This window comes from Gordonibacter sp. 28C, from assembly GCF_003339845.1.
Taxonomy (GTDB): Bacteria; Actinomycetota; Coriobacteriia; order Coriobacteriales; family Eggerthellaceae; genus Gordonibacter.
On record NZ_PPTR01000002.1, the window covers coordinates 89,986 to 110,241 of the forward strand.

Annotated in this window: 15 protein-coding genes; 2 read left to right on the forward strand and 13 right to left on the reverse strand. The window is 59.7% G+C overall.

What is annotated here, in order from left to right; translation table 11 throughout:
- The first annotated feature begins 6 nt into the window (after positions 1-6).
- On the forward strand, positions 7-441 hold the full coding sequence (locus C1878_RS02790; RefSeq protein ID WP_114600196.1) for a SufE family protein: 435 nt from the start codon (positions 7-9) through the stop codon (positions 439-441).
- A 128-nt stretch (positions 442-569) separates the two neighbouring features.
- On the opposite strand, the gene C1878_RS02795 is transcribed toward C1878_RS02790, so the two are convergent.
- The 11 genes from C1878_RS02795 to C1878_RS02845 form a co-directional block, all read right to left on the reverse strand.
- The gene (locus C1878_RS02795; protein ID WP_114600197.1) at positions 570-911 is read right to left on the reverse strand and encodes a 4Fe-4S dicluster domain-containing protein; all 342 of its coding nucleotides are present in this window, start codon (positions 909-911) and stop codon (positions 570-572) included.
- A 28-nt stretch (positions 912-939) separates the two neighbouring features.
- The gene (locus C1878_RS02800) at positions 940-3,501 is read right to left on the reverse strand and encodes a molybdopterin-dependent oxidoreductase (RefSeq protein WP_114600198.1); all 2,562 of its coding nucleotides are present in this window, start codon (positions 3,499-3,501) and stop codon (positions 940-942) included.
- A 347-nt stretch (positions 3,502-3,848) separates the two neighbouring features.
- A complete protein-coding gene (locus C1878_RS02805) occupies positions 3,849-5,093 on the reverse strand; it encodes an MFS transporter (protein WP_114600199.1) in 1,245 nt (414 codons plus the stop codon).
- Between the two features lie 208 nt (positions 5,094-5,301).
- Positions 5,302-6,567, reverse strand: coding sequence for a nitrate/nitrite transporter (locus C1878_RS02810; protein ID WP_114600200.1), 1,266 nt, complete (start codon positions 6,565-6,567; stop codon positions 5,302-5,304).
- A 229-nt stretch (positions 6,568-6,796) separates the two neighbouring features.
- Positions 6,797-7,138 carry a 4Fe-4S dicluster domain-containing protein gene (locus tag C1878_RS02815; RefSeq protein ID WP_114600197.1) on the reverse strand — a complete coding sequence of 114 codons (342 nt, stop codon included), beginning with the start codon at positions 7,136-7,138 and terminating at the stop codon, positions 6,797-6,799.
- 14 nt (positions 7,139-7,152) lie between these two features.
- A complete protein-coding gene (locus tag C1878_RS02820) occupies positions 7,153-9,645 on the reverse strand; it encodes a molybdopterin-dependent oxidoreductase (RefSeq protein ID WP_114600201.1) in 2,493 nt (830 codons plus the stop codon).
- 412 nt (positions 9,646-10,057) lie between these two features.
- Positions 10,058-10,492 (reverse strand): peptidylprolyl isomerase, encoded by a 435-nt coding sequence (locus tag C1878_RS02825; RefSeq protein WP_158539688.1) that lies wholly within the window; start codon positions 10,490-10,492, stop codon positions 10,058-10,060.
- A gap of 45 nt (positions 10,493-10,537) precedes the next feature.
- Entirely contained in the window at positions 10,538-11,035 is a 498-nt protein-coding gene (locus tag C1878_RS02830; RefSeq protein WP_114600203.1) for an oxidoreductase, read from the reverse strand.
- Between the two features lie 2 nt (positions 11,036-11,037).
- Positions 11,038-13,404: a molybdopterin-dependent oxidoreductase gene (locus C1878_RS02835; protein WP_114600204.1), complete on the reverse strand. Its 2,367-nt coding sequence runs from the start codon at positions 13,402-13,404 to the stop codon at positions 11,038-11,040.
- 250 nt (positions 13,405-13,654) lie between these two features.
- Positions 13,655-15,073: a helix-turn-helix domain-containing protein gene (locus tag C1878_RS02840; protein ID WP_158539690.1), complete on the reverse strand. Its 1,419-nt coding sequence runs from the start codon at positions 15,071-15,073 to the stop codon at positions 13,655-13,657.
- A gap of 36 nt (positions 15,074-15,109) precedes the next feature.
- Positions 15,110-16,702 (reverse strand): helix-turn-helix transcriptional regulator, encoded by a 1,593-nt coding sequence (locus C1878_RS02845; RefSeq protein WP_158539691.1) that lies wholly within the window; start codon positions 16,700-16,702, stop codon positions 15,110-15,112.
- Positions 16,703-17,291: 589 nt separating this feature from the next.
- Here C1878_RS02845 and C1878_RS02850 point away from each other — a divergent pair.
- Positions 17,292-17,543, forward strand: a complete 252-nt coding sequence (locus C1878_RS02850; RefSeq protein WP_114600207.1) for a helix-turn-helix domain-containing protein — start codon at positions 17,292-17,294, stop codon at positions 17,541-17,543.
- Between the two features lie 64 nt (positions 17,544-17,607).
- Here C1878_RS02850 and tig read toward each other — a convergent pair whose 3' ends face one another.
- Both tig and C1878_RS16525 read right to left on the reverse strand, forming a co-directional pair.
- Positions 17,608-18,921 carry a trigger factor gene (gene tig, locus C1878_RS02855; RefSeq protein ID WP_114600208.1) on the reverse strand — a complete coding sequence of 438 codons (1,314 nt, stop codon included), beginning with the start codon at positions 18,919-18,921 and terminating at the stop codon, positions 17,608-17,610.
- 718 nt (positions 18,922-19,639) lie between these two features.
- Positions 19,640-19,879 carry a hypothetical protein gene (locus C1878_RS16525; RefSeq protein ID WP_158539693.1) on the reverse strand — a complete coding sequence of 80 codons (240 nt, stop codon included), beginning with the start codon at positions 19,877-19,879 and terminating at the stop codon, positions 19,640-19,642.
- Positions 19,880-20,256: the final 377 nt, after the last annotated feature.

Consider the following 20,256-nt stretch of genomic DNA (forward strand, 5'->3'; position numbering starts at 1 on the left):
CCGGCCATGGGCAACGTACAAAAAAGTATCGCTGAACTGCAGGACAAGATTGTGGATGACTTCTTAGCGATCGGCGATCCATTGTCCCAATACGAATACCTGCTTGAATTCGCTGCATCGTTGCCAAAGCTCGACGCTCAGAATAAGATCGACGAAAATTTAGTAGAAGGTTGCCAATCTCGGGTTTGGCTCATCCTTGAATGCAAAAACGATCGCCTCTCTCTGACCGCCGACAGCGACACCCTTATCGTGCGAGGCATACTCAACTTGCTCATTGAAATTCTCGATGGGCAAAGCTGTTCAGAGGTGGCCGCAGCGGATTTATACTTTTTACGCGAAGCCAATCTTATGATGACGTTCAACGAAGCTCGACGCAAAGGCATCGGATCGGCCATCGCTTCTATAAAAGCGTATGCTGCATCACAGACCAACCTCGGATGAAAATCTCAGATATCCAACCATCCTGATCGTCGCCTTTTGCAGACACGACGGCATTCGCCCGGAACAACTCGCGGGGATGCATGATGCATCCCCGCGACACTAGCCCAGCATAGGTTTCTCCTCGGGCCCTACTTCGCGTACAGCGCCCAGCGGCTGCCGCCGTCCATCTTCTTGGCCAGCTCCTCGGCCTCGCCGTAGTACATGCACCAGGCCTGGCAGTGCTGCACGCACATGGGCATCTTGCCGGCCTGCGTGCGCGACGCGCACAGGTCGCACGCCTTGGTGAGCACCGGCAGCCACGTCCACTCCCAGCGCTCGGGGCCGTCCTTGCCCTCGCGCTCCCAGGGGCCGGTCTCGGTGAGCTTGATGCCGAACTCGCCCTTGGGCAGGCCGAGCTCCTTCTTGCAGGCCACCTCGCAGCTGTGGCAGCCCGTGCAGTACTCGTAGTTGATCAGGATCGCCTTGGTCATGATGAAACTCCTCCTTACGCGGTAACCGCTACGCTTCGACCTTGGTGCCGGTCTTCAGATCGGTTCGCTCGCCTGTCGCAGGGTCGACCAGTTGGTTGGCCATAACGTCGTATTCCATACCCGCTTCCTGTGCTCTATGGAAACGCTCGATCTCTTCCTGACGCGGGGATTCGACCTTTCGATACCAGGGGAAGTTACCGGTGGCGGCAATCTGCTCGTAAGGCATCGTATCGCCCTCCCGCACCGGGTATATCTTGCAAATCATTCCCTTGATGGGAGAGCCCACGCCGCCTTGGCCCGTCACGAACGCCTTGGTGCAGTTGTTCGGATTGGATTCGAACGTGCCGAACAGGAACGGCGCCGCCGGTTCGGTTTCGGGGAACCACCATCCGTGCTCGGCATGGACGGTCTTTTCGTTAACCACCGGCGATACCCTCGCCTGCTGCTTGAAACGACCGTGATCGTTCTCAATCCACACCCACTGCCCGTCTTGGATACCGTACTTTTCGGCCGTGGCGGGATTGACGAGCACCCGCGGCTGAGGATGCAGCTCGCGCATGGTGGGCAGCTGACGATGTTCGCTGTGAAAGAACTCGAACGAGCGACCGCCGCAGGTCAGAACAAGCGGGTACTCTTCCATGAGCTCCGGCGTAGACAGTGGACTTTCCGGCGGTTCGGTATGGAACGGCGTGGTGTTTAGCCCCCAATAACGGTACAGCATGGGCGCAAGCTCCAATCGACCCGACGGTGTGCCGTAACCCACCGAACCGTCTGCACGGAACATGCCCTTCTCGGCCTTGCGGTACGTGGCGTTGAACTCGTCGTAAGCATGCCCCACCATATCGGGATCGCGCACAAGTTCGTCCCACGAGGCGGTGAACAGCGTCTTGCCCGAATTTTTAGCACCGCCCTGGTCGGTGGCCTCCGTCGTCGCGGAGAACGAACCGGTGCCGTCGTGCAGATACCAGTTCAGCCAGTCGATATCGGTTTCCCATTGACCGAACACCTCGGGATTCAAGCGTTTGCCCAAATCAAGGATGATCTGCTCGTCGGACTTCGCCTCGTAGAAGTCCACCACTTTCACCATGGCGCGGCATGGAGACCACCACGTGCGCGCGGAATTGCGCTCGGCACTCATGGCCACCGGCAAGACGATGTCGGCCAAGGCCACCGACGTAGGCGTCAAATAGGGATCGGCGTTGACGATGAACGGAATATTCCGCATAGCTTTCAACACGCGCGGAGAGTCCTGGCTTGGGCAGGACAGCGTGTTGGAAGACTGTATCCACATCATCTTGATAGGATACGGGAAGCCTTCTTCGATAGCCTGGAGCAAGCCATCGGAGCTTGCATGCGCCACGAAATCGCCACCCTCGATGGACAGCGCAAAATTGTTGTTGAGCTTCTTGGCCCGCCATTCGGCTGGCGTCAGATTCTCGCCTGAAGCGTACCCGGCGTTGATCTCGAACGCGTTGTGAACCAGGATGTTGCCGCCCGGCACGTCCACATTGCCGCAGATGGCCATGAGGTCGCACCCGGCAAGGCACAGCGCCATGGCGGAAAGCTGCTGATCGAACGCGAGACCCCATTGAATGGCGCCGGGCTTGGCCTGGGCGTACAGGCGCGCGGAAGCGCGGATGTCGTCGGCATCGAGGTCGCATATCTCGGCGGCCCACTCGGGCGTGGTCTTCTCGACCGAAGCGGCCAGCTCGTCGAAGCCGGAGCACCAGCAGTCCACGTACTCCTGGTCGAAGAGACCCTCCCCGATGATGACGTTCAACCATGCGCAGCCCAAAGCGGCATCGGTGCCGGGACGAATCTGGAGCCAGTACTCGGCGCGGGCGCCCCACCACGTCAGGCGCGGGTCGATGGAGATGATCTTCGTTCCCATCTGCACGCACTGCACCAGCCAATGGCCAACGTAGCCGTCCGCGTTCGACGCCAGCGGCTCGTTGCCCCACACGACGAGCACCTCAGGCGGAACCCATTCCGCGTTGTTGTAGCGATCCGCATGCGTCTCCGACGCATCCACGATGGGGAAGTCGCCGAAGGGCGCGATGCTGCCGCAGATGCGCGGCATATAACAGGAGAATCCGGTGAATCCGAACGTGGAGATGTTCGGCGTTTTCAAGCCGGCCTGACCGAAGAACGGCACCTGCCAGTTGATGTTGCGTCCCGTACCGTGCACGCAAATGATGGCGTTCCCGCCGTCCGTCTCCCAAATATCCTTCACTCTCGCTTCGATCTCGTCGTACGCCTCGTCCCACGAGATGCGCTCCCATTTGTTTTCGCCGCGTTCCCCCGCGCGTTTCATGGGATACTTCAGGCGGTCGGGGTGGTTGAGCGATTCGTCGAGCGTCAAGCACTTGATGCACAGCTTGCCGTTCGTGCACGGGTCGAGCGGATCGCCCTCGACGCGCTCCACCTTTCCGTCTTTCTCGTACAGCAAAATGCCGCAGGACGTATGGCACCCCGGAGGCGAGTAATGGTACGTGCGGGTGACGGTATAGCCGTCCTCCTCCCATTGCCACTCCCTATCGTGATAGGCCGCACGATCGATGCCGTCAAGGAATTCCTGATAATCAGCCATGCCCTCTCTCCTTTCTCTCCTCGTCTTGCGCATCCGGCCGAAGCGCGAACCACGCTTTTCCCAGATGCGTCGAACCGCCGCCGTCCGGCGACGGCCACGGAAACGGTCCGGCGCCGAACGATGCCGCCGGACCGAACGCATAGTAGCCGCCTTAGGCGCTCGCCCGCATCGCTCGCCAAGGCTAAAACGGGATCTTTGGAATGCTTATTTTCAGAGCGCAGCCGGCAGACTCCTTGCCTGAGGGGCTGCCGGCTCAGGTAAGGCTTTAAACCTTAGAGTCCGACCAGCGTGTTCGCGGACAACGCGCTCCAAACAGGTGGGGGAACCGCCGCCCTGCTCGGACTTCCTCACTCCCACTGCGCCCGCAGTTTTTTCTTTTGGGTAAGGGCGACGCCTACCAGCACCGCGCATATGGCCAGGATGACGATTCCGGCAAAGAACGACCCAACGTAGCTTCCCGTGAAGTCGTAGCAAGCCCCCACCGCAGCGGCGCCAAAACAGCCGATAATGCCCGACATGCGAGAGTACGACAATATCTGCGCGAAATACTTTTTTCCGAATAGTTCGGATATGAGCGTTGGAACCGAGATGGTGATGATGACCGAATTCATGCCGAATACGAAAGCGCATACCATAAGCGGCGCTTCCGCTTGCAGGAACGAGAACCCGAGCAGCGAGGCTGCCGTTACACCGAGGGTGATGTAAGTGGACGCAGCCACTCCTATCTTGTCGGTAACCCATCCCATCACGAGCGTTGCCACGCTGTAGCCCAATTGGGCCAGCGACAAAATACCCGCACCGAACGCTGCCGAGTAACCGATCGATTCCGCGAATCCCGGCAAATGATTGTTGTACCCGCTGAACAGGGCTTCGATGCCCGCATATAAGAAAATGCAAACGAACGCGAGCGTGACGATGGCCTTCTTTGCCGGCATACCCTTCGCCGCCGCTTCAGCCGCCGCCATCTCCTCGGCACGCTCAGCCCCGTAAGGTTTGAGCCCAAGGTCCGAAGGATGGAGGCGAAATACGAATATCGTGAACGGGAGAACGATGAGGCACATGATAAGGGCTATGCTCGGATAGGCCATACGCCATCCTACAGCCTCGATGAGGTAATTGCCGAACATCGGGAAGAAAAACCCGCCAATGCCCGACCCGCACATAGCAATGCCCAAGGCCGTGCCTCGTTTGGCAATAAACCAGTTCTCAATGAGCACCGTCGATGCCACCACGAACACGAGCGCACCGGCTATCCCCAAAACGACGCCCGCCACGTACCATTGCCAGAGCTCGTTCATAAAGCCCATGGCGGCCTCAGTCGCCGCGAGAATGAGAAAGCACACCGTCAGGAACACGCGGAAATTCCATTTTGGAAGATACTTCGCCACCAACGGATACGTAAATGTGGTAGCGATGAAGTAGAACGTGAGATAGAGCGCCAACGCTCCACGATCGAATCCGAGCTCGTTGCAAACGGGCACGAAGAAAATGCCACCCGAGTTCATGATGGCCCCCAGAGCCCCGGCCTGAAGAAAGAAGCATCCGATCATCACCCACCACGCGTAGTGGATGCCGTGCGTTTTCTCCGACACGGAAAACACCTCCTTGAAACGACCTCCCCCGCCCGGCCAAGAGCGGGGGAGGTCGAACAATCAGTAGTCATTAGTTAGGCATGAACCACATACGTCCCGGCAAATGCAGCCCCGAGTTCCAGGGAAGACCACCAAGGACGATCGGTCTTTTTGCACTCATACGATCAAACCTCCTACAAACGCTCTTCGCTCTCGAAGCCCGCGTCCATCAAGCTTCCCAATGGGCTTCTTTGACCTTCTTGGCGGGAACGAACGACAGCAGAATGATGACGATGGCAACGGCCGCGATAACGGCGCCGACCAAAAACGAGCCGCTGTACGTCTTCGTCATATCGAAGATGATGCCGATGACCGGAGCGCCCATGGAACCGCACAAACCGACGCCCATCATGCAGTAGGAGAGGATCTTATCGTAGGCCTTCATGCCGAAGTGCTCGCGTGCGAGCATCGGCACGGAAATGGTGACGATGGCGTTGTTCATACCGAAGAAGAACGCCGTTACCATAAGGGCCATTTCGGTCGAGGCCATGGAGAAGCTGATGTAGCAGACGATCAAAATGACGTACAGGATGACCGTGAGCCAACGCACGCCGATCTTGTCGACCAGAATGCCGCCGACCAGGGAGGCGATGATGTAGCCAACCTGCAGGGCGATCATGAGCGTCGATGAGAAGATGAGAGCCTCGGGGCCGAGCACTTCGACGGCATTCGCCTGCACAAAGGAGTTGAAGCTGCCCGGGAAAGCCGACAACGTGCAGCCCAGGAACAGGAGAACGAAGGCGAGCGTCGGCAAGGCGAACTTCAGCGGCACGCCCGGAAGGCTCTTGGATTCGCCCATCTCGTCCTCTTCCGCGCCGAATGCATGCAGGCCGATCTTCGCCGGATCCTCGCAGAACACCGTGAGCGAGAAGATGAGAATGCACAGCAGCAGGACCGCGTTCAGGTAATAGGCGCTTTGCCACCCCATGACCGTGGACAGAGACGTGAACACCAGCGGAAAGAGCGCTCCGCCAACACCGGACATCAGCTGGGCGATACCCAAGTAGCGTCCGAGCACCTTCTTGCCGAACCAGGCGCCCATGAGCAGCGGCGTGGCATACAAAAAGTACATGCCGCCCGTGAGGCCCATGATCGCCCCAATGACCATGAACTGCCAAGTCCAGGTTGCATCAGCGAACGTGAACGCAACGACGCAGAGGGCGGTGACGACAACGTCGAAAGAAATGACGATCTTCGCGCCAAACTTGGGTATAAGTATTCCCGCGAAGAACGTACCGAACAATGCGGCGATACCGTAGCAGGTTATCCACATGGCGAACACGCCCATGTCCACGCCAACTGCGGCGGGAACGATGGCGAAAAACGCAGACGAGGAGTTCAGCACGGTTCCCAAGCCGAACGCCTGCATAACGCAACAGCCCACGAACACGAGCATGGCTCTCTTCTTGCTGCGCGCATCAATATCGGTAGACATAATGTTAATCCTCCTTAAATCTGATATTCCCCTTCTGGGTTGTGCCCTTCGGCACGACAGCGCGAATCACCCCCTCTCGCCGCCGCGCGTTCCCCGAAAAGCCCGTATCGATCGCATCTCTGCGAAATGAACGCGATTCTCGGCCTGCCATCCGCCCATCCGCCGCAGACGACAAGCCCCGCACGGCGGCTTCCAACCCGACGCCGGAAGCCGCCCTTCGCCTCGGGCCCTACTTCGCGTACAGCGCCCAGCGGCTGCCGCCGTCCATCTTCTTGGCCAGCTCCTCGGCCTCGCCGTAGTACATGCACCAGGCCTGGCAGTGCTGCACGCACATGGGCATCTTGCCGGCCTGCGTGCGCGACGCGCACAGGTCGCACGCCTTGGTGAGCACCGGCAGCCACGTCCACTCCCAGCGCTCGGGGCCGTCCTTGCCCTCGCGCTCCCAGGGGCCGGTCTCGGTGAGCTTGATGCCGAACTCGCCCTTGGGCAGGCCGAGCTCCTTCTTGCAGGCCACCTCGCAGCTGTGGCAGCCCGTGCAGTACTCGTAGTTGATCAGGATCGCCTTGGTCATGATGAAACTCCTCCTTACGCCTGCATGGGTTGGTAGTCGTCGCGCCAACCACCGAGCTGCGTGATCTGCTTGCCTGGCATGACGTCGCCATCCTGCACCTTGTAGATGCGGCAGCGCGTGCACTTGATGGGAGAGCCGATGCCGCCCGGACCCGATTGGAAGTTGCGCGTGAGGTTGTTCACGTTGTAGTCGAAGCATCCGTTCAGGTGCGGTGCAGCGGCTTCCTCCTCGGGCTTCCACCAGCCGTGCTCGGCCGAGATGCAATCATCGGGAATTCCCTCGAACACCTGGACCATCTGCTTGCAGCGCCCCTCGTTGTTCTCCATCCAAATCCAGTCGCCGTCCTGCAAGTCGTAATCGGCGGCCGTCTTTGGCGACACCTTCACGCGGGGCTCGGGATGGAACTCGCGCATGGTGGGAGCCTGACGATGCTCGGTATGGAAGAACTCGTAGGAACGGGCGCCGTTGATCATGTAGAACGGCAGCTCTTCCATGACCTCCGGCGTGGTCTCCCAGGTTTCGGGAGCAGGCGTGTACACCGGATACGGCGGAATGCCCCATGACTGGAAGATAGTCGGCACCAGCTCGATGCGGCCGGACGGCGTGTTGAAGCCGACCTGGCCGTCGGGGCGCAGCATGCCCTTCTCGTGCTTGTTGTACGTGGCGTTCCATTCGTCGTAGGCGTGACCGCCCGCCGCAACCAGCTGGTCGAACGTGTAAGGGCATTTCGTGGTGATAGAGGGGCCGCTGTCGTCGGTAACCGACGTATGCCCCCACTCGTCGTCGGTCGCCGCCGAGAAATTGGCCTTCTTCACCTTGCCGTCGGGACCGACGACCGCAAGGTCGGTCAGCAGATAGTCGTTGATGAAGTCTTCGGCGGAATCCCAACGCACGAACAGCTCGGGATTCAAGCGCTTGCCCAGCCAGAGCGCGATCTCCTCGTCGGACTTCGCTTCGTAGAAGCTCGTCACCTTCTTCATGGCACGCAACGGCGTCCACCAGGTACGGGCCGAGTCGCGCTCCACCGACATGGACACCGGCAAGATGATATCCGCCAAGGCGACCATCGTCGGCGTGATGAAGGGGTCGGCGTACACGATGAAGGGTATCTTCGACATGTACTTGTAGGCACGGGGAACCTGCCCCTCGTGTCCGGCGAACGCATTGCAGCTCTGGGCCCACAGCATTTTGATCGGGTAATCCTCGCCCGTCACGGGAATCTTCCCCGCCTCGAGAACCGAGGCCATGGAATCGCAGTTGGACATGCCCACGAAGTCGAGGCCTTCGTCGCCCACCATCCACTTGCGGAACTTGCGCTCCAGCGCGCCAGGATCGGCGTAAAGGTCCACCGACGAGTAGCCGGCGTTGATGTCGAAGGAGTTGTGCACGAGCACATGCGTGCCGGGCTTCTCTATGTTGCCGCAAATGGCCATGAGGTCGCACACCGCCTCGACCCAATGCATGGACGAGCTGGTGCCCGCGTCGAAAACGAGGCCCCATTGGATGGCCCCGCGATCCGCCTGAGCGTATAGGCGGGCGGAGGCCGTGATGAGATCGGCCGGAACGCCTGTTATGGACGCGGCCCATTCGGGGGAGAACTGCTGCACGTGCTCTTTGAGCTCGTCGTAATAGGCGCACCAGTTCTCGACGAACTCGTGATCGATGATGTCCTCGTTCATGATGACGTGGAGCCACGCGAGCGCGATGCAGCAGTCGGTGCCGGGATGGGGCTGCAGCCAATACTCGGCGCGGGCGCCCCACCAGGTGAGCACCGGGTCGATCGACACGATCTTCGTGCCCATCTGCACGCATACGTTCAACCAGTGGCCCAGATAGCCGTCGCCGTTCGACTTCAACGGCTCGTTGCCCCATACCACCAATACGTCGGGACGGGCCCACTCGTCGTTCGCATAGCGGTCGGGAAGCGTCTCGGACGCGTCCACGATGGGGTAATCGCCCAGCGGACCTGCGGCGCCGCACACACGCGGCATGTAGCACCACCATCCGGAGAAGTAGATGCCGCCCACGTTGGCGGTGCGGAAACACGCTCCGGCGATGAAGGGGACTTGCCAGTTGATGTTGCGGCCCGTGCCGTGTCCCACGAGAATCGCCTCGCGGCCGAGGCCCTTGTCGTCGATCTCTTCCTTGATGTAGGTCTCGATCGTGTCGAGCGCCTCTTCCCATGAGATGCGCTCCCATTTGTTCTCGCCCCGCTCACCCGCGCGCTTCATGGGGTACTTCAAGCGCTGGGGGTGGTTGACCATCTCCTCCAAGTCCAAACAGCGCATGCACAGTTTGCCGTTCGCATAGGGGTCGAGAGGATCGCCTTCCACCTTTTCCAGCTTGCCGTCTTTGGTGTAAAGCAGAACGCCGCAGGAATCGTGGCAGCCGGGAGCGCTGTAATTGTAGGTGCGCGTGACGGTGAAGCCGCCCTCTTCCCAAACCACCTCCCCTTCGTGATACGCTTTGCGATCAATGCCGTCCAAGAACCCTTTGTAGTCAGCCATGGACTTGCCTCCTTAATCGTTTGACGCGGGACATCGTCATAAGATCGGAGGATACGGAGCTGAAAAACGGTTGTCATCGTACCGTTCTTGGTGTTCCAGGCCGTACCTCATACTTGACGATGCCCCACCTTGGGAAACACAAAAAAATAAGCCTTCTCGAAAATGCAATAGGTAGGCCCTGCTAAGCCTGGTGCCGCCTAGGGTCGGGCTGTTTACTCCCCGCAACCATCCTTGTTCCGCCCGGGGCGAACGCAACGACGCCGCACGACGAGCATTGCCCTGTCGCAGGGTCCACCACGCCGCCGCAAGCGAAACACGGTATCTCGGCGGGAGGAGTGTAGTACGGGCTGTCTTCGCAGTACTTGCCGCACCTGCCGCATTGCGTGCATGGGTAGCACACAGCCCCCGCCTCCTATTTCAGGTCGACCAGCTCGACCCAGTACTCGAGCGTCTTTCCGGCAAACGGATGGTTGAAATCAAGCTTCACCATATCGGCAGTCATCTCCGTCACCCAAACGGGCATCTTTCTACCATCGTCGGGGTTCGTCCAAAAGATCACGTCGCCGATTTTCAAGCCGTATCCGTTCTCCACCATGGTCTTGAGATGCCATGATGCGAGCTTCTCCTGGTACTCCCCGTATCCGAGCGCGCAGGGCACTTCGATGGTCCGGCTCTCTCCCACTTCCATGTCCACGATCGCGTCCTCCACGCCGCGGGGAAGCTGCAAGGTTCCGATCGTGACGGCAAGCGGCTCGCCCGTCGAGCGATCGTCGATCGGCTCCTCGCCCAGCACGCCGCCCCGGTACCGGATGAAAGCGGTTTTTCCAACCCTGTTTGCCTGTCCCATAGTCTCCTCCAGCATTTCCCTCGTGCGATCGGCCGCAATGGCCGCCTATGCTCCCTCGAGCTCTTCGGTCTCGTCGATCTCGCCGACCTTGGTGTCGTGGCGGTGCACGGCGTAGGACGCTTTGCCGGTTCCCTGAACCTCGATGTGAGCCGCACGGTGCGTGCTCTTGCTGCTGGGCACGAACGCGCCCTTGGCTTCGATGGGGTTGTACTGAGGCACCATCAGGAACTGCTTCGGCTTATCAACGAGCTGCTTGGAAAGCTCCTCGACCGTACCGTAGGTGATGATGTTGGACAGGCAGTGATGCACGCACATGGGCTCGCGCCCCTTTTCCGTACGCTCGGCGCACAGATCGCACAGATCGGTGAGCACCGGGAAGTAGTTCCAGTTCCAATGCGTCTCGTCGATCTTCCAAGGCCCGTCGGAGAGTACCTTGATACCCGTCTTGCCCACCGGGTAGCCATGCTCTTCCTTGCACGTAACCTGGCAAGATCCGCAGTTCGTGCAGTATTCGTAATCGATCAAAAGTCCATACGTCGCCATGGTTACACCAGCTTTCCGAATTTTTCCCAGATCAGGTTCATGTCGGTGTCGTAGCTCTCGGCAATGGGCTCGATGTTGCACACGAGGCATTTGTTCGGAGCCCCGAACCCGAGCTTGCCGAAGTGGTCGTTGGGAAGGAGGTTGTTGATGTTCGAACGGAAGTTGCCGTAGAGGTTCGGCTCATTGCCATCCTCCTCCGGGAACCACCACGCATGCTGCGCGTGGATCGTTTTCGCATCGACAGTTTCCGTGATGCGCGCCTTTTCCACGCATTCGCCGAAGGGGCTCCACAGGCGCACCCACTGACCGTCGGTGATGCCCAGGTCCTTGGCGACCTTCGGGTTGATCTCCACGATGGGGTCGGGGTTCAACTCGCGCAGGTAGGCTATCTGGCGATGCTCCGAATGGAAGAACGCGGTCGTGCGCGCACCGGTGGTGAGGATGAACGGGTACTCCTTCATGAGCTCGGGATTGGCAGGGCCGAACTCCGGCTCCAAGAAGTACGGAAGCGGATCGTCGCCGAATTGGTTGAACGCCGTCGACCACAGTTCAACGCGGCCGGTGGGCGTCGCGAAGCCGGGCTGGCCGTCTTGTCGCATCTCCCCGCGCTCGTACTTGTAGTAGTCCACGGGAATCTGGCACACCACGTTCTGGGAGACCTCGTCGAAGTACTTGCCGCCCTCCTTCTTGCCCAGGCGCAGGGCCTCCATGAACTCCTTTGCGCTTGCGAAATCCTCCCACACTTCCGGGCGAAGGCGACGCCCCAGCTCGTAGCACAGCTCGAAGTCGGTCATGGTCTCCCCCACTTCGATGGCCTTGTGCATGAACCCGGCCGTAACGGTGCAGGGCGCGTAGTGCGTGAACACCGTGCCCTCGCGCTCGGCCACGGTGGACAGCGGCAGGAATATATCGCAGGACGCCTCGATGGACGGATTCATGAACGTGTCGAAGCCGATGCAGAACTCGAGCGATTTCACGATGGCGTCATGCCAACGCTGCGGTTCCATGGACGTGCAGCTCATGAGGTTGTTTCCGGCGTAGAAGCCCATCTTGATGGGGTACGGATCGCCCGTCTCCAACGCGTGCAGCATCAAATCGGCATGGGCGTTCAGGATGATCATGCAGTAGGCGGGATACTGCTCGAGGCCGATCATCTTCTTCTGCAGCTCCTCGCCCACGCCTTTCTCGAAGCCGAAACCGGATTCGTTGTGACCCGCGCCCGTACCCGGCAGGATCTGCCCGCCCGGAACGTCCAGGTTGCCCGTGATGGCCATGAGGTCAACGGTCACCTGCCCGTTCTGCATGCCGTCAGTTTTCTGGTCGGCGGCGAGCCCCCATTGGATGGCGGCCGGCTTGGCTTGCGCGTACATGCGCGCGGCGGCATAAATGTCCTCGACCGGCACGTCGCATATCTCGGCAGCCTTCTCCGGCGGCATCTCCTGCACGCGCTCGGCCAACTGCTCGAAGCCGTAGCACCAGTACTCCACGAAGTCGTGATCGTAAAGGTCCTCGTTGATGATGATGTTGAGCCAGGCCATGCCCATGGCCGTGTCGGTGCCGGCGCGCAGCTGCAAATGGATGTCGGCGCGGGTGGCCAGCCAGTTCACGCGCGGGTCGATGACGATGAGGCGCGTGCCGCGGCGCAGCGTGTCGATGACCGCATGCCCGAAAAAGCCGTCGGGATTCGACTCGAGCGGAGCCTTGCCCCAAACCACCAGGCACTCGGTAAGCTCGTAGCGCTCGTCGTCCCACCGGTTCGGCAAAGCGCCCGCGTAATCCCATTCGGGATACGTCGTGCCCGCGATATAGGCGATAGCCGCCAAGCGCGGCGTGTAGCAGGCGTAGCCCGACTGCGTGTAGCAGAAGTTCGGCGTGCCGAAGCACATGGTGCCGTACGGGGCGAACGTGCCCCCCTCGCGGCCGGTGCCTGCGAACACCACGATGGACTCGCGCCCGTAGGCGGCGGTGATGCGATCGTACTCGCCTTTGATGATGTCGAACGCCTCGTCCCAGGTGATCTGCTCCCACGCATCGGCGTTGCCACGATCTTTGGGATCGCGTTTCATGGGATGCAGAAGACGTGCCGGATTGTAAATGTAATCCTTGAGCGCGATGCACCGGGGGCACAGGCGCCCCTGGGTCACCGGGTTGTTCTCGTCCCCCTCGACTCGCACGAGCTTGCCCTCGCCGTCCACGTACAGCTTGAGACCGCATCCTACGGGGTGGCACCCCGGAGGAGACCACGGACTCGTGCGGGTGACGGTGAGGCCGTCCTCCTCGTAGCGCCACGGCTTGCCAATGTCGTTGACGTCCGAAAGCGTATCGAGCTTGACTACTTCGGCTCTTTTGTAGAATTCGTCTTCGCTCATGGCCACGTCCTTTCTCCTTCTCGTCTACGGTGCCGAAGGGCACCATTGCGAGGGAGGATAACGTGGCGCGAAGCGGGCTGTCATCGTGGCGTTCTTGGTGTTTGCACCGATACCCTATATTTGACGATATTCCATCTGGGAAAACACAGGAAGATTAGCCTTGGGGGTAACACCGATAGGTAGAGAAACACGAGGCCCGTTTTATCTAGTATCTGAGATACGAAACGGCATCATGCAGCCAGAAGGGCCTTCATTCCTCTCCGTACAGCTTCGTGTTCTCGATAAGGTTGAGCAGCTCCTGACGAGAGTGCACGCCCGTCTTTCGATAGATGTTGCGAATATGGGTTTGCGCCGTGCTCAAAGAGATCGACAGCGCTTCTTCGATGTACTTGGCATTCCTTCCCTGAGCCACCAGAACCAGAACCTCGAACTGGCGCTCGGAAAGATCGCACTGCTCGCCCACCACTCGACACCGTTTCTTCCAGAGGCCTTTCGTTTCCGGCATCGCGCCCCCCTCTTCCATGCTGGCCTCGGGAAAGCGCGCTTTATGACAATACGAGGCGACGAAACCGTAGGCGACCGCTATCGCCGCAGACGCCTGAATCGCAAGCATCATATCCGTAGAAGCTATCTCGGCGATGCCGAACCCACTCGCGAATCCAACGGCCACGCCCACGTAGTCGAGCGCCCGGGCCTTTCCGTAGACGCGCAGGGCCGAAAGGCGAGATATGCGCACATGTTCGGCCACGGCGACCGTGCCGAACAAGGTGTAGACCGTGAACAGGGCCGATAGGATGCAAAGCGCAATCAAGCGAAAAACGTCGCCGAACAAATACATCGACAAGAACGCAAACATGGTCAGGGGAGGTGTGAGCGGCGACAAGCTTCGCTCGCTCACTGCGCCTTTTCGGGCGAAGTTTATCGCCAACAAGACCGCCACGACCGCCGCAACGGCTAGGCAAAGCATGCGCTCCGACCCTTCCGCCGCAGATCCGAGCACGTAACCGAACTCAAAGTTGCTAATCGAGAGCATGAGCGCCGAAGTCCATAGGATCTTTGAGCGCTTGTCCGATTCCCTATTCTCGATCGGCTCGGGAAAAACGCTCTCGGGCCTCGATTTGACCAGCACGAGCAGGCAAACCAGAGAAACCGCCCAAACGAGCACAGTGGCTATACGGGACGCCTCGTCTACCAAGTAGCTCTCAACCATGCAGACGAGAACCCCGGCACCGACCGCCGCCGAAGCGAACAGGGGAATGATCTTATGGGGTCGAGCGCATATGAAGCAAAACCAGAGAGCGCAGAGGGCACCTAAACCCAAAGCCGCCCCGCACACGGCAATCAAAACACGCGATGGACCGAACGGAGCCAACGTGACGAGGGCCATGGAAGCCAAGCCTGCGATAGCGCCGACCACGAGAACCCCGCATCGACCAGAAGCCAACGCGTGCGACGCAAAATGAACCAAGGAAAAGGCCAAGGCCAAGGCGAGCGCGCAGCCAATGCGCATCGCGGCCGCATGACTTTCCCCCGGAGCAAAGCCGGGGACAATGAGGAACAGGGCTAGAACCGTCGCAGCGAGCGATGCGAAGCCGACAAACCCTATCAGCGTATCAAGATCGAGCTTCATCGATCCGACACGCGAAATCCCCCTGGATTCGTGCATCATATTCCCAACCTTCATCCTGGAACTCAGTCCGATGGGCTATAAGGATTCCCCAAGGAAACTTTCGTCGATGCTCTCGTTTTCCACAAGGTCCATCAAATCCTGGCGCGAATGCGACCCTGTTTTTTGATAGATGTTGTATATATGGGCCTTGGCGGTGTGTGGCGAGATAACCAGCTGTTTTTGTATGTACTCGGCATTGCGTCCCTTGGCGAGCAAATGGAGCACTTCGGTTTGACGCTTAGACAAACCGTACTTTTCGGCGACCGCATCGCATTTCAGATGGAAGAACCTAACGCCCGAATCGGCGTTTCCGTATCCTGGGTCAACCACCACTTCCCCATGCGGCCCCAACTTGGCGCGCGCCTCCTGCTTTTGCTCTTCGCCGGGATAGTAGCTTTGCTTGCTCACCGTCGTTGAAACCAGAATGAAGAACATAACCACGATCGTCACCATGACCGGAAGCGTAATGGAACCGAACGCCTGCGTAGAAAACGCAACCCAACCCGCCGCCAATCCCAGCAGCAGCCCCGACGACGAAAACAGCCTGCCCCATCCAAACGTCCTTACGGATGACAAGTCGCATCGTGCGATATGCTCGCATGTCGCAAAAATGGCGCTGGCGTAAGGCAGCAGCGAGAACAGGAACGCGAAAACGCACGGCCACACCCAGAGCTCCTGCGGCAAGAAAAACAACGGGAGAATGCATGCCGCGAGCACGGGGAGAAACATCTTCCGAATGAAGGACTCTTTGAGGAAAAACGCCTTCTGAGAATCAACGAGGAGCAGAGCGAGAACGATCAGCGAGCCGCCCTGGATGATCGCGGACACACCGAAGGTGTGCACTTCAGGCGCCAGCAACCAGTACAGAGCAAATCCCTGGGCTGCCGAGCCCATAACGGTAAGAAGGGAGGGCTTCCATGTGATCTGCAGCCTTTGGTCGGACTCTTTAGCCGCTATAGCGGGAAGGTCGTCCATGAGCGAGAAACGCGCATGCAAGAACAGGTACGTCAGCCCGGAGAGCAGAGCGTAGAGCATGATGATGTAAGGTATCAGATGACTGTCCACAAAAACCGTTCCCACATACCATAGAAACGAGAGCGCCAGCATCGCGGCAACCGCAGAACGTATTTGCACCTTCAAGAGCACGCACACGAACTCGATCCACAACGTCGTGAGGACAGCGACGCCCACGCCGGCCAAAGCGGCAATCACATAACCCCATACGGGCTGGATATTGGAAAGGGCACCTAGGGAGTGGGCCGCCCCGCAAACAAGAGCCGTCACCACCAAGACAACGCGGTGATTCTGGAGCCAGTTGGACAACAGCCATTGGACGAAGTACGTCAGCAGAAGCGCGGCAACGAACACGAAATGCAGCATGCCCACATCCGAGGGAGAGCCGCCCTCCCCTGTCACGAAATCGCTCGTCGTAAGGATCGCGAAAAACCAGGTGAAGCAAAACGAAGCCCCCAAAACCCCGGCGATGAGGTAAGGGTTGACGAAAAGCCATTCGTTCCTTTTTTTCGGGTCTTTGCTTTTCGATGAAGTTTCTGATGAGATTTCACGAACCATGGAAACAGTCACCCCCGTTGACGGTTTCATCCACTCGCTTGACGACGTCTTCGCCATCGCCATACCTCGAATAATAGTACGTCCAGCAGGGACTTTGTTCCGAGGTGATGACGATCCCTCAAGTTTCAGGCATGACGCATTAGACTTGCATACGGACATAAGGTCTCGATGCTTACGCCTCCTACCCTAGATTCCCACATCCTTCGCAACATCGCGTCACAAGGGAACTTCGATTATATCCGAATACGAAAACAGATCAAACGATCAAGCTAAATCTCAAACCAGATCCCGAGCCTTCGCTTTGCCGCATGGTTCTTTTCGCATAGCCGGCAACCGCCGCCACCTTCGCCACACCGACCGCAGCACAGCGCTACCATCAAGCGGATTTTGCGGTGCCGAAGCGCTTGGTTTCGCTACGGCTTCTTCATATTGAGGCCGCGCAAGACGATAGGAAGCACCCCTAACGCAGGGGAACACCAGGGCAAAACAGAAGGAGAGACGAGTATGGCGGTGCAGTGGCGGCGAATGCAGACATTAGCCCACTATAAGCGGCAAGTTGGGAAAACGATCGATTTTAGTGATTTCTTTTTTCCAATATTCGGTTATATCCGATTAATGACCAATAAGCTTCGATAGCCTTCACAATATGGATTATTTCGACAAAAGAAGGCAGCTGGGACAGCGCATCGCCAAGGTGCGTAGGGCCCAGAACATCTCGCAAAAGCAGCTTGCCCTCATGTCCGACATCAACAAGGGATATCTCTCCGAGATCGAGAACGGTATCAGCAACATCAGCGTCAACAAGCTCTTCCACATAGCCGATGCGCTCGGCATCTCGCCGAAGGACCTCTTCTCGGACATCGGGGACGACAGAGAAGGCGACCTGACCACTACGTAAAAGCCTTGGAAAACAAGAGAACCGGCCAAGGCCGGTTCTCTTGTTTCGTCTTCGAGAACTTCCGCTATTCCGCAGCCGGAGCCTCGTTCGGATCCTTCACCGTGATCTCCGCGTGGTCGAGGAGCCACTTGTTCGCCTTGATGCGCTCGGCGGCCTCGCGCAGCGCGAAGCCGCGGCCCGACTCCTCCATCTGGCGACGGACGCCCTGCGGGTTCTGCGGGTTCATGGACGCGCACGCCTCCTGCACGTCCTCGTCGCTCACGACGAGGCCCTCGTGGCGGAACACCGCGTCCAGAGCGTAGCCCTGCACGAGCATCTGGCGCGTCTGCATCATCATCATCATGTTGAACTGCTGCTCGCCGCCCTGCTGCTCGACGAACTGGTCCCACGTCATGTTCTGCTGCTCCACCTCGGCGCGCAGGTTGTTCATGAGGTTGCGCGACATGGACTCGTACACCTCGTCGGCGATGCTGCCCTGGAAGCGCTTCGCCAGCTCGCCGGCGGCGAGGTTGCGCTTGTAGTTCTCGTATTCGCCCGAAAGCTGGCGGTTCAAGCCGTTGCGGATGTCATCGCGCATGGCGGCCAGGTCCTTGTACATGGGCATGTACTTGGCCACCCACGCGTCGTCAATGACGGGAGCGACCTTCTTCTGGATTTCCTTGACGGTGGCCGTGCATTCGATCGTCTCGACGATCTCGTTGCCCTCGTCGTCGATTCCGGGGCCCTCGAACGTGAACGTCTTGGTCTCGCCCACGTCCATGCCGACGATGTTCTCGTCGAAGCCGTCGGGCATGAGGCCCGCGCCGGTCGTGTAGGTGCGCGCGTCGGTGGTGAGGCCGGGGAGCTTCTCGCCGTTCTCGTAGGACTCCATGGCCAGAAGGCAGCTGTCGCCCTTGCGCACCGGGTGCGGGTCGTCGGCCACGAACTCGGCGTAGCGCTCGGCCACTTGGCTGATCTGCGCGTCGACCTGGCTCTCGTCGACGGACACCTCCTGCACGGTGATGGACACCGGCTCGTAGGACGTGAGCTCGTAGTCCGGCTTCGGGGTGAGGTGCAGCGCGAACTGGAACGTCTGGCCGCGCTTGAGCGCCGTCTTGGGCTCGGGCTGCGGCGGGAACGCGGGAATGACGCCGGTCTTGTCGATGGCGAACGGCACGAGGGCCTCCACCGCCTGGTTCATAACGACCGAATCGAGGTCCTTGATGCCCATGCGCTCCTCAGCGGCCTGGGCCACCGTCTTGTCCTTCTCCGGGCGCATGCCCATCTGCTGGGCGAACGCGAGATGCGCGTTGTTAAGCGCGTTGCTCACCTCGGCCGTCGAGGCAACGGCATCGATGAACAGCGTGCCGTCGTCGAGTTTCTTCTGCGTGATCTTCATCTTGGTTCCGTCTCCTTCATACGAGCATTGCGGCGCTTGACGCCGGGTGGAGGCGGAAACGGCGTGTCGCATTTCGCGCATCGCTCGGCTCCCGTGCCGTTGACGTATCCGCATACGGCGCACGTTCCGGGCTTCACCGCCTCGCGGCAGCGGCCGCAATGCGTGCAGGGATAGCACACGGGCGTTCCCCCTCCAGTCCTTGCTAGCTAGCAATTGTAACGCACATCGCCGCCCGTCGCGACGAGATGCGGGCAATTATAGGGCGATGTCCAGCAGTTGCGCCCCGGTAAAAAAAGAGACTGCACGGCAAGCGTTCCGCGAAGCCTTGAAAGGCGAACGAGGTGCGAAAGGTCTATTCAGGGGGTTCGACCTTCGCACCCGCGCGGTGCATGCCGTGCAGCACAGTACGTACTATACGGAATCAGTCCGATCCGCGCATTGCACCAATGGGCTTATTTTGATGCGCCGGCCTCATACCGCACGTACCACTTTCATATCATCGCCCGGCAAAACGCGGAAACAATGCCCGGACGCGTCACATCGGCGCGCAGAAGCGGGGCGACTAGGACGGCAGCAAACCCGCGCCCCGCCTCCGAGCGACGCGGAAAACGCTCCGGCGAGACCTGCCGCCCGCCTCAAACGACAAGGCCCCCGGCCAGAGAGAAAGCCGGGGGCCTTGCGTTCGTCGTTGAAAGAGGAGATCGACGAAAGGGGTTTGCTACTTGCCGGGGGCACCAGGAGCGCCGGGAGCCTTCGGAGCGCCGGGGGCTCCGGGAGGCTTCGGGGCGCCGGGAGCGCCGGGCACGCCAGGGGCGCCGGGGGCGCCGGGGAAGCCGGGGGCGGGGCTCGCCTTGGCGCCGCAGTTCGGGCACGCGTCAAGGTTCGCCGCGACCTCCGCGCCGCACTTGGGGCACTTCACGGGGCCGCCCGCATCAATAGCTGCTGGTCTGAAGCACATGAGGAGATCCTTTCTCTTTTACGATAAGACCGATTGCTGCCGGGCCCGCCAGGTGCTTGGTCTCGCGGGCCCGCGAGGATCGCGTTCGGCGCGCGGGGGGCTTGCGCACCTTCATCCAGCCCGACAGAACCGAGCCGATCACACGAAACGAATTCGATCTCTCGTAGTGCACTCTAACAATCAGCTCTGCCCGTCTGCATCCCCTATAAGCGCTTAAATGGTTGAAAAAGCGTAATACCTCTGGTCTGATTTACATATCCGACCTGGTGTTTTACAGCCGAGAATAAATCAAACAAGAAGAATCCCCGCCTGCCGGACGCCAAGCGAGGCTCGTTTCCCAGAGCCGAGGGGCGGGGCCGGCCGCAAGACTCCGCACG

Coding starts and splice junctions, on each gene's coding strand:
- C1878_RS02790 (WP_114600196.1), top strand. CDS start 7: ATGGGCAACGTACAAAAAAGTATCGCTGAACTGCAGGACAAGATTGTG.
- C1878_RS02795 (WP_114600197.1), bottom strand. CDS start 911: ATGACCAAGGCGATCCTGATCAACTACGAGTACTGCACGGGCTGCCAC.
- C1878_RS02800 (WP_114600198.1), bottom strand. CDS start 3,501: ATGGCTGATTATCAGGAATTCCTTGACGGCATCGATCGTGCGGCCTAT.
- C1878_RS02810 (WP_114600200.1), bottom strand. CDS start 6,567: ATGTCTACCGATATTGATGCGCGCAGCAAGAAGAGAGCCATGCTCGTG.
- C1878_RS02815 (WP_114600197.1), bottom strand. CDS start 7,138: ATGACCAAGGCGATCCTGATCAACTACGAGTACTGCACGGGCTGCCAC.
- C1878_RS02820 (WP_114600201.1), bottom strand. CDS start 9,645: ATGGCTGACTACAAAGGGTTCTTGGACGGCATTGATCGCAAAGCGTAT.
- C1878_RS02825 (WP_158539688.1), bottom strand. CDS start 10,492: ATGGGACAGGCAAACAGGGTTGGAAAAACCGCTTTCATCCGGTACCGG.
- C1878_RS02830 (WP_114600203.1), bottom strand. CDS start 11,035: ATGGCGACGTATGGACTTTTGATCGATTACGAATACTGCACGAACTGC.
- C1878_RS02835 (WP_114600204.1), bottom strand. CDS start 13,404: ATGAGCGAAGACGAATTCTACAAAAGAGCCGAAGTAGTCAAGCTCGAT.
- C1878_RS02840 (WP_158539690.1), bottom strand. CDS start 15,073: ATGATGCACGAATCCAGGGGGATTTCGCGTGTCGGATCGATGAAGCTC.
- C1878_RS02845 (WP_158539691.1), bottom strand. CDS start 16,702: ATGGCGAAGACGTCGTCAAGCGAGTGGATGAAACCGTCAACGGGGGTG.
- C1878_RS02850 (WP_114600207.1), top strand. CDS start 17,292: ATGGATTATTTCGACAAAAGAAGGCAGCTGGGACAGCGCATCGCCAAG.
- tig (WP_114600208.1), bottom strand. CDS start 18,921: ATGAAGATCACGCAGAAGAAACTCGACGACGGCACGCTGTTCATCGAT.
- C1878_RS16525 (WP_158539693.1), bottom strand. CDS start 19,879: ATGTGCTTCAGACCAGCAGCTATTGATGCGGGCGGCCCCGTGAAGTGC.